Here is a 6,256-nt window from a genome sequence, read left to right on the forward strand (position 1 = left end):
CGCACGTCATGGCCATCCAGGTATCCGGCATCACCAAGCAATTCGGCAGTTTCCGCGCGCTCGACGCGGTGGACCTCGAAGTCCGTTCCGGCGAGCTTCTGGCCCTGCTCGGCCCGTCGGGCTCGGGCAAGACGACCCTGCTGCGCATCATGGCGGGGCTGGAGTTCGCCGACTCCGGCAGCCTCCTGCTCAACGGGGAGGAGGCGCTGAGCCTTACCCCGCGCGAGCGGCAGGTCGGCTTCGTCTTCCAGCATTACGCGCTGTTCCGCCACATGACCGTCTTCGAGAATGTGGCCTTCGGGATGAAGGTGCGGCCGCGCGGCCAGCGCCCGGCCTCGACCGAGATCAAGCGGCGCGTCATGGAACTGCTGGAGCTGGTCCAGCTCGCCCATTTTGCCGACCGCTACCCGGCGCAGCTTTCCGGCGGGCAGCGGCAGCGCGTGGCGCTGGCCCGCGCGCTCGCCATCGAGCCGAAGGTGCTGCTGCTCGACGAGCCGTTCGGCGCGCTCGACGCCAAGGTGCGCAAGGAGCTGCGGCGCTGGCTGCGCAAGCTGCACGAGGACATCCACATCACCTCCGTCTTCGTCACCCACGACCAGGAGGAGGCGCTGGAGCTGGCCGACCGCGTCGTGGTGATGAGCCAGGGCCGGATCGAGCAGGTGGGCAGCCCGGCGGAGGTCTACGACCGCCCGGCCTCGGCCTTCGTCTACGAATTCCTCGGGCAGGTGAACCGTTTCGACTGCGTGGTGGCGGACGGGGTGGCGCGGACGGCCAACGGGGCGCTGTCCATCCCCGCCGATGGCACGGTCCGCGGCCCGGCCATCGCCTATGTGCGCCCGCACGACCTGGGTCTCAGCCCCAGCGCCGGCGGGCCGGGCCGGGTGTCGGGCATCCATGTGGTGGGGCCGGACGCGCGGATCGAGATCGACCTCGCCGGCCTGCCGCTGGAGGCCGAAATGGACCGCGAGCGGCTCTCCGCCCTCGGTCTGCGCCCCGGCGACCAGTGCGCCGTCCACATCGACCGCGCCCGCGTCTTCCCGCAACCCTGACGGTGGCATGACGGCGCCCGCCCTATCCGCGAAAAGGGGCGGGGAGGGCGCCCCGCCTCATGCGAACGGGGTTTCTGTGGACCATGGAGCCTGCCCCGTCCGGGCCGTGGACTAAGTCCAACGCCGACTCGTAACGCCATTGCCTTCTGGCGATGCGGACGGCGGATGTGTTGAGCCTTCCGCATTGCACCAAATGCAGGAGGCTCCGGTGGACCATTCAGGACTGTCGCAGGCCCCCGGCCACGCCGCCGCCGCCCTGCGGACAGGCGCCGGGGCCGGAGCCTGGTCGCCGCCGTTGCTGCTCGTGCTGCCGGTGATCCTCGCGCTGCTTCTGCTGCCGCTCATCCTGGTGGAGATGCCGCCGCTGCTCGACTACCCGAACCATCTGGCGCGGGTCGACGTGCTGCTGCATTACCGGACCGACCCCTTTCTGGGCGACCATTACACCGCCTCCCTGACGCCGGTTCCGAACCTGCTGATGGAGGCGGTGATGCTGCCGCTGGCCAGCGTGCTGCCGCTGTACGTCGCCGGGCGCGTTTACATGGCGCTGGCCGGGCTGCTCACCCTGTTCGGGGCGATGCTGCTGAACCGCACGCTGTTCGGGCGGTGGAGCCTGTGGCCGCTGTGCGGCGCGCTGTTCATCTACAACGCCACGCTGATCGGCGGCTTCATGAGCTTCTCGCTCGGCCTCGGCTTCCTGCTGGTTGGGCTGTCGCTGTGGATCGCGCTGGCGGGGCGGCGCTGGCAGGTGCCGGTGGGGATGGGCTGCGCGCTGTTCCTCTACTTCGCTCACGCCATCGTGCTCGGCTCCTTCCTGCTTTGCCTGTTCGCGGTGGAGGCGGTGAAGTATGTGGGGCGGGGGCGCAAGCCGCTGACGCTCGCCAACCTCGGGCGCGACGCCCTGCGCTTCGCCGCGCTGCTGGCCCTTCCCGCGGCGCTGTTCGCCGGCACGGTGGGGACGCACCTCCTGCAGTCCGACGCGGCGGCGGTGGGCGCGCGCGACAGCACGCCGGTCCTGCTGCTGAAGGAGGTCTACTGGCGGCTGAAGAAGCTGACCGAGCTGAAGCAGTGGCGCTACCGGTTGCACGACATGCTGGCCCCGGTCCTGAACTACAACACGCTGCTGGACGTCGCGACGCTGCTGCTGATCCTGGGCGGGATGGTGGCGGCGCGTCTGGCCGGTTGGCTGCGCGCCGCGCCGGCGATGATGCTGGCGGTGGGGTTGTTCGTGCTGGCCTTCTTCGTCGTGCCGGACCCCTTCTTCGGCACCTATTTCGTGTCGATCCGCTTCTGGATTCTGGCGGCCTTCCTGCTGGTCGCCGGCACCGACATCCGCTTTCCCTCGGCCCGCGCCGCGGCGGCCTTCGCCGCCGGGCTGCTCGCGTTGCTGACGGTGCGGACCGGCGTGCTGACTCTCAACTGGCTGGCCTACGAGGACGACGTGGCCGACCTGCGCCGCGCCATGGAGCGGATCGAACCCGGACGCTCCGTCCTGATCACCTGGGCGGGGCAGGAGGCCGGTTGCTGCAACACGCGGGAGTTCCTGCTCACCCAGCCGCCCTGGCGGCACGCGCTGGTCGCCTTGCCCAGCCTGATCCATCTGCCGTCGCTGATCACCGTGGAGCGGCGCGCCTTCGTCCCGACCCTGTTCAGCCATCCCGGCAAGCAACCGCTGACCGTGACCCAGCCCTACCGTGACCGCTGCATGGCGATCTACGAGGGGGTGCCGGTGGACGTGCGCCTGCTCTCCCGCCCCGGGGAGGCGACCCTGCGCGACCATGTGGAGCCCTGCCCGCATTACATCGGCTGGCGGGACAAGTACGATTACGTGCTGGTGATGTTCTCCAACGTCTTCCACGCGGCCGGGCTGACGCCACCGGCGGGCGCGCAGGAGGTCTACCGCGGCACCGTCTTCGACCTCTGGCGGGTCGAGCGCTGACGCGATCGCTCAATCGTTCTGCCCGGCCGGCTCGCTCAGCGCGTCATAGCCGCGGTCGCGGACGCTCTTCAGGCTCTGGTCGATGGTCTCGGCGTCCACCCCGGCGGTGCGCAGCACGAGGCTGGCCAACTGCAGGCTGGCCTCCAGCGTCTCCGGCACCACGGCGCTGGCCCCGGCCCTCTTCAGCCGTGCGCCGCGGTCGAGATCATGGGCGCGGGCGGCGATGGACAGGCGCGGGGCGGCCCGGCGGATAGCCTCCACGGCGCGCTCGGCCATGTCGGGGCGGTTGACGGTGATGACGGCGGCCCGCGCCCGCTCGATCCCGGCGGCGCGCAGCACGCCGATCTGGCTGGAATCGCCGTAGTAGACCGGCAGCCCCTCGGCCCGCGCCGCCGCCACCCGCTGCGGGTCGAGGTCCAGCGCGACGTAGGGGATGTCGTGGGTGCGCAGCAGCCGCGCCACGGCGCGCCCGACCCGGCCGTAGCCGGCGATCAGCACATGGCCGGTGATGTCGCTGGTCTCGACGCCGAAGGCCTCGGCGCCGTAGCGGGCCTCGACCTTCTGGGCCAGCCGCTGGGCGATGGCGCCGACCAGCGGCGTGACCGCCATGCTGAGCGCCACGCAGGAGGACAGCAGAAGCCCCGTCTCACCCTCCAGCACCGCCAGCCGCGTCGCCTTGCCGATCAGCACGAAGGCGAACTCGCCGCCCTGCGACAGCAGCAGGCCGATGCGCAGCGAGGTTGCCAGCCCGAGCCCCGACAGGCGGCAGAGCAGGAACAGCAGGATGCTCTTGCCGACCAGCAGCGCTGCGGTCACCAGCAGGATGTCGTCGGCGCGCTGGAGCATGGCCGGCAGGTCCAGCGTCATCCCCACCGTCATGAAGAACAGACCGAGCAGCAGGCCGCGGAACGGCTCGATGTCGGCCTCCACCTGATGGCGGTAGGCGGTGTCGGCCATCAGCATGCCGGCCAGGAAGGCACCCAGCGCCATCGACATGCCGGCCGCCCCCGTCAGCCAGGCGACCGCCAGGACGACCAGCAGGTTGGTTGCCGTGAACACTTCCGGGCTCTTGGCCGAGGCCACGAAGTGATAGACCGGGCGCACCACAAAGCGGCCCAGCAGCATGATGGCGCCGATCGCGGCGACGGCCTTGACCCCGGCCAGGGCGAGCGCCCAGGGAATGCTGGTGTCGCCGCCAGCCAGCAGCGGCAGCAGGGTCAGCAGCGGCACGACGGCCAGATCCTGGAAGATCAGCACGGCGACTGAGACGCGCCCGAAGCGCGCCACCGTCTCCCCCCGCTCGACCAGCAGCTTCAGCACCGTGGCGGTGGAGGAGAAGGCCAGCATGCCACCGATCACCAGCGCCGCCGCCACGTCCTCGCCCAGCGCGTAGGCGACGGCGGCGATGGCGGCGCTGGTCAGGGCGACCTGCATCAGCCCCAGCCCGAAGATGTAGCGCCGCATCGCCCGCAGGCGCGACAGCGGCAGCTCCAGCCCGATGGCGAAGAGGAGGAAGACCACCCCGAATTCGGACAGGACCTGCGGAAGCTCCATGTCCACCACCGGCCCCGGCGTGTGCGGACCCAGCAGCGCCCCGCCCACCAGATAGCCGAGCACCGCCGGGATGCGCAGCGCCTGGAACAGGGGGACGATCACCACCGCCGCCAGCAGCAGGAACAGGACGTCGAAAAGCAGTTTGGGATCGTGCATGGGCCGCGCGCTGGCTGGGTCGGGCCGGACACCGGCCGTCCGGGACGGCGTCTGTATGCGGCGCAATCCGGACCGCCGCAAGCGCAGCGGGTGTGCGAACGATCGCAACGCGCAAAAAAAGTCCCGCGCCGCTCAAAAAAGATCGCGCTGTTGCGGTGATGCCGCGTCGTCAGGCCGCGCGGGCGGCCAGCAGCTCGTCCACGGCGACGGTCAACTCGCTGGTGTCGAAGGGTTTGTAGAGCACGCGGTCGGCGCCGTGCATGGCCGACAAATTCAGCGAGAAAGCCGCCGGGAACTCGTCCGTGCCGCCGGACATGGCGATAACGGCCGGGGCATGGGGGGCGTCACGGGCGCGCAGGCGGCGGATCAGTTCCACGCCGTCCAGGCCCGGCATCATCATGTCGACGATGGCGAGGTCGAAGACTCGCGCTCCAGCAGGGACAGGCCGGACAAGCCGTCATTGGCCTCCTCCACATGGTGGCCCCGCGTCTCCAGCGTCATGCGCAGCAGTGCGGTGAAGGCCGGAACGTCGTCGATCACCAGAATTCGGGCCATGGGCTCCGTCGCTCCCAATGCGATGGCGTGAAGGGCGGATGGCGTGGGCGGTTCAGTCCGCCGCGGCGCCGTTGCGGTTGGCATGGCCGGGAGCGTCCATCGGGTCTCCGGCGCGCAGGCCACCCTCGGCGCGGCGGGACAGCAGCGTGCGCAGCAGTTCGTCCAGTCCGGCGGCCAGGGCGCCGTGCTGGGCCGGTGCCAGACCGTCGATGGCGGTGACCAGCTCGTTCAGCGGATCGTTGGCGAGCGTCGCCCGTCCCCGCGCCGTGAGGGTCAGCCGGATGGAACGGCGGTCCGTCTCGCTGGGGTGCCGCTCCAGCAGGTCCTTCTTGAGAAGGGCAGCGATGGTCTGGCTCGCCGTGCCCTTGGTCGTCCCGTGATGGCGGGCGAAGGCCACGACGTTGCGGGCGCTCGCGTTTGCCTGGGCGAAATAGCGCAGCGCCGCCCACTGGGCCGGGTTCAGCCCATCGGCGAAGGCGAGGCTGGCGGTCGTCCGCAGAACCTGCGCCATGACCTCGGCGGTCGCGCGCGCGCTTGGGCGCATGCCGGCTTCCCCTGTGCCTGCGGTTTCGAGATAAAACCATAAAGGCGCTGCACGGGGGCTGTCCAGCCGTCGCCGCGCGCTCGGGCGATCACCGGCGCAGAGTTGAATCTGTCGCAGGGCGAGTTTTTTTGCTGGATCGCCGGCAGGCGCTGCCCTATACAGCGCCTCCCTCGCCGGACACGGTTCGGAGGGGGCGCCCCGAAAGACTGGAGGGGTGGAGGTCAGGGCGCTGGCCGATCCGTTTTCCGCCCCAGGCGGCCTAGGCGGTTCGGTGAATACGAAACAAAGGGCTTGACGCTCTCTGCCGTAAGCGCTAGATTGACCCTCCGCTGGCACGAACGATCGTTTGTGCTTCTCCGGCCTTCAAAAACCCGATGACGACCACGGCCAGTTCGCCGGACGTCGCGTTGTGTGGTTCGCCGGGCGAATGGATATTTGACATCGTTGATCGTGAAAATC

6 protein-coding genes are annotated in these 6,256 nt (G+C 70.1%); 2 read left to right on the forward strand and 4 right to left on the reverse strand.

The features are described from left to right. Nucleotides 1–8 precede the first annotated feature (8 nt). The gene (locus ACWPN5_RS25035; protein ID WP_376997619.1) at nt 9–1,049 is read left to right on the forward strand and encodes a sulfate/molybdate ABC transporter ATP-binding protein; all 1,041 of its coding nucleotides are present in this window, start codon (nt 9–11) and stop codon (nt 1,047–1,049) included. Between the two features lie 208 nt (nt 1,050–1,257). Next, the gene (locus tag ACWPN5_RS25040; RefSeq protein ID WP_492297978.1) at nt 1,258–2,988 is read left to right on the forward strand and encodes a hypothetical protein; all 1,731 of its coding nucleotides are present in this window, start codon (nt 1,258–1,260) and stop codon (nt 2,986–2,988) included. Between the two features lie 9 nt (nt 2,989–2,997). Here the strand turns inward: ACWPN5_RS25040 and ACWPN5_RS25045 are convergent, their stop codons facing one another. The 4 genes from ACWPN5_RS25045 to ACWPN5_RS25060 all read right to left on the reverse strand — a co-directional run bounded on the left by ACWPN5_RS25045 (nt 2,998) and on the right by ACWPN5_RS25060 (nt 5,797). Further along, nucleotides 2,998–4,698 carry a monovalent cation:proton antiporter-2 (CPA2) family protein gene (locus ACWPN5_RS25045; RefSeq protein ID WP_492297980.1) on the reverse strand — a complete coding sequence of 567 codons (1,701 nt, stop codon included), beginning with the start codon at nt 4,696–4,698 and terminating at the stop codon, nt 2,998–3,000. A gap of 169 nt (nt 4,699–4,867) precedes the next feature. Then, the gene (locus tag ACWPN5_RS25050) at nt 4,868–5,098 is read right to left on the reverse strand and encodes a response regulator (protein WP_492297981.1); all 231 of its coding nucleotides are present in this window, start codon (nt 5,096–5,098) and stop codon (nt 4,868–4,870) included. Then, a complete protein-coding gene (locus tag ACWPN5_RS25055) occupies nt 5,095–5,253 on the reverse strand; it encodes a hypothetical protein (protein WP_492297983.1) in 159 nt (52 codons plus the stop codon). Before ACWPN5_RS25055 ends, ACWPN5_RS25050 begins: the two co-directional genes overlap by 4 nt. Before the next feature lie 52 nt (nt 5,254–5,305). Further along, entirely contained in the window at nt 5,306–5,797 is a 492-nt protein-coding gene (locus tag ACWPN5_RS25060) for a MarR family winged helix-turn-helix transcriptional regulator (RefSeq protein WP_145690211.1), read from the reverse strand. Nucleotides 5,798–6,256: the final 459 nt, after the last annotated feature.

This window comes from Azospirillum sp. UENF 211521, assembly GCF_058780535.1.